Origin of the sequence: Pseudomonas agronomica (genome assembly GCF_025917275.1) — a bacterium.
GTDB lineage: Bacteria > Pseudomonadota > Gammaproteobacteria > Pseudomonadales > Pseudomonadaceae > Aquipseudomonas > Aquipseudomonas agronomica.
The window spans coordinates 1-2,358 of the sequence record NZ_JAOSHO010000655.1 but is presented as its reverse complement, the minus strand read 5'-3'; the positions used below and the strand labels follow the sequence as shown (position 1 = coordinate 2,358).

General features: G+C 60.5%; 3 protein-coding genes and 1 pseudogene. 3 read left to right on the top strand and 1 reads right to left on the bottom strand.

Going from position 1 to position 2,358, the window contains the following annotated elements; translation table 11 throughout:
• The 3 genes and pseudogenes from OC610_RS25830 to OC610_RS25820 form a co-directional block, all read left to right on the top strand.
• A pseudogene (locus tag OC610_RS25830) lies at positions 1-797 on the top strand (dihydroxy-acid dehydratase); the annotation flags it as partial.
• A gap of 143 nt (positions 798-940) precedes the next feature.
• On the top strand, positions 941-1,441 hold the full coding sequence (locus OC610_RS25825) for a type VI secretion system amidase effector protein Tae4 (RefSeq protein WP_264431861.1): 501 nt from the start codon (positions 941-943) through the stop codon (positions 1,439-1,441).
• The gene (locus OC610_RS25820; protein WP_264431860.1) at positions 1,441-1,896 is read left to right on the top strand and encodes a type VI secretion system amidase immunity protein Tai4; all 456 of its coding nucleotides are present in this window, start codon (positions 1,441-1,443) and stop codon (positions 1,894-1,896) included. The genes OC610_RS25825 and OC610_RS25820 overlap by 1 nt, the downstream gene beginning before the upstream one ends.
• A 10-nt stretch (positions 1,897-1,906) precedes the next feature.
• Here OC610_RS25820 and mug read toward each other — a convergent pair whose 3' ends face one another.
• Entirely contained in the window at positions 1,907-2,356 is a 450-nt protein-coding gene (gene mug / locus OC610_RS25815; RefSeq protein WP_264431859.1) for a G/U mismatch-specific DNA glycosylase, read from the bottom strand.
• Positions 2,357-2,358: the final 2 nt, after the last annotated feature.

The following is a 2,358-nucleotide window of genomic DNA, read 5'->3' as shown; positions in this document are numbered from 1 at the left end:
TGCCGGCGGTCATGCATGAACTGCAAAAGGCCGGACGCTTGCACGAGGGTTGCGCCACCGTCAGCGGCAAGACCATCGGCGAGATCGTCGCCGGCAGCCTGACCTGCGACGCCGACGTCATCCATCCCTTCGAAACCCCGCTCAAGCACCGCGCCGGTTTCATCGTGCTCAGTGGCAACTTTTTCGACAGTGCGATCATGAAAATGTCGGTGGTGGGCGAAGCGTTCCGCAAGACCTACCTGTCCGAACCTGGCGCCGAGAACAGCTTCGAAGCACGGGCCATTGTCTTCGAAGGGCCGGAGGACTACCACGCGCGCATCGACGACCCGGCGCTGGACATCGACGAGCGCTGCATCCTGGTGATTCGCGGTGCCGGCACCGTGGGCTATCCCGGCAGCGCCGAAGTGGTGAACATGGCCCCGCCGGCGGCGCTGATCAAGCGCGGCATCGACTCCCTGCCCTGCCTGGGCGATGGCCGCCAGAGCGGCACCTCGGCGAGCCCGTCGATCCTCAACATGTCCCCGGAAGCAGCCGTCGGCGGTGGCCTGGCACTGCTGCAGACCAACGACCGGCTGAAAGTCGACCTGAACACCCGCACCGTGAACCTGCTGGTGGACGAGGCCGAAATGGAGCGACGGCGCCTCGCATGGACGCCGAACATTCCTCCTTCACAAACGCCTTGGCAGGAGCTGTACCGGCAACTGGTCGGGCAGCTTTCCACCGGGGGCTGCCTGGAACCAGCCACGTTGCACTTGAGGGTGATCGCTCGCAGCGGGGAGCCGCGGCATTCTCATTGATCTTGGTGAACAGGCACGCTGTCCCTCCGCAACCAGATGAAGTCATGGACAGCGGCCTTTGATGATCCGGCTATTTGAAGCTATCTTTCGTTTCAGCAAAGAACCAACCGCAGCCGTATGCTGCCTGAAATCAAGGATGAATCATGATTCGACCCTCCTTTTCCAGCGCGTGGGCGGCCTCGCAACGGATCTACGACCCCATCAATCCATCTGAAAAGGTTGCGACAATTATCGGGGGCAACGTGGCCCTGAACATCAACAGCAGTCACCCGACCGCCAGGTGGGTCAATACTTGTGCGGTTCGCATGAGCTACATCCTCAATTATTCCGGCTCACTTATCCCACATATACGGGGAAAAACCGTGTCGGGTGCCGACAAGCGTTGGTATTTCCACCTCGTCAAGGATTTGATTGCCTACCTGGAACAGCAGTGGGGACGTGCCGAGACGGTCAAGTATCCGGCTGCGGATGGCGGCACCCTCGCAGGGAAGAAGGGGCTTATCCTGTTCGAGATCTCCGGTTGGGAGGACGCCAAGGGCCACGCCACGTTGTTTGACGGCAGGATGTGTTATGACCACTGCTATTTCAATGAACCGGGCGTGAACTATAAAACCGACCAGGCGAACTTCTGGAGCTTGCCGTGATGAAAGCCTTCACCGCACTCCTGTTATCGGCCTGGGCAATCGCGCCTGGCGTGAATTGGGCCAAGGATGGACCGAGCGATTCCCCACAGGCAGGCAGACGCACCTACGCGCAAAACTACAAGGACATGGTACTGGCGGACTGCATCGCGACAGCCTACAAAGGTGAACCTGACGCGGCCCAGGATGCCGGTAGCAGCGCCAGTGCGCTGATGGACTGGACGTATTTCGATCTTGAGCAAGCGCCCCAGGTCGGCAAACCGTTGATCGATCAATTCCTGGCCCGTGATTATCGCAATCCTGTGGTGGAATCGGAACGTCCGGGGGTCCGCTTCGAGCTGCTCAAATGCCTCGATCTTTATCACAGCAAAGAACTCGACAATCAGGTCAAGCAACTGGTTATCGATCCTGATCACACTTACCGCCAAGACAATCCGCCACGGCAGAAAAGCAACTGACGCGATCTAATCATGACGGGGTCTGGTATTGCATCGCCTGGTAAAGCGCCCGATACGCCGCCACCAACTGCCCCAGCGTGAACGCCCGGTTGCGTCCGCTCGGGTTGGGCAAGACCCAGACCTCGGCGCCGCCGAACGCTTGTGCCTGGCGCCCCCATTCCACGTCCTTTTTGCGCACCAACCCAGCGTAGGCCGACTTGCCCAGGAACGCCAGGCAGCGGGGTGCATGGCGGAGGATCTTCTGTTCGAAGCTCGCCGCCACCGAGGTGAACTCAGTGATGGACAATTGATCCGCCCGCGCCGTCGGTCGCTCGACCACGGTGGTCAAGCCGCAACGGTATTGCAGGATTGACCGATCGTCCTCCGGCTGCACACATCGCGGAGTGAACCCGGCGAGGTGAAGCGTCGGCCAGAACCGATTGCCTCGACCGGCAAAATGATGCCCCTGGGCCGCCGCCATCA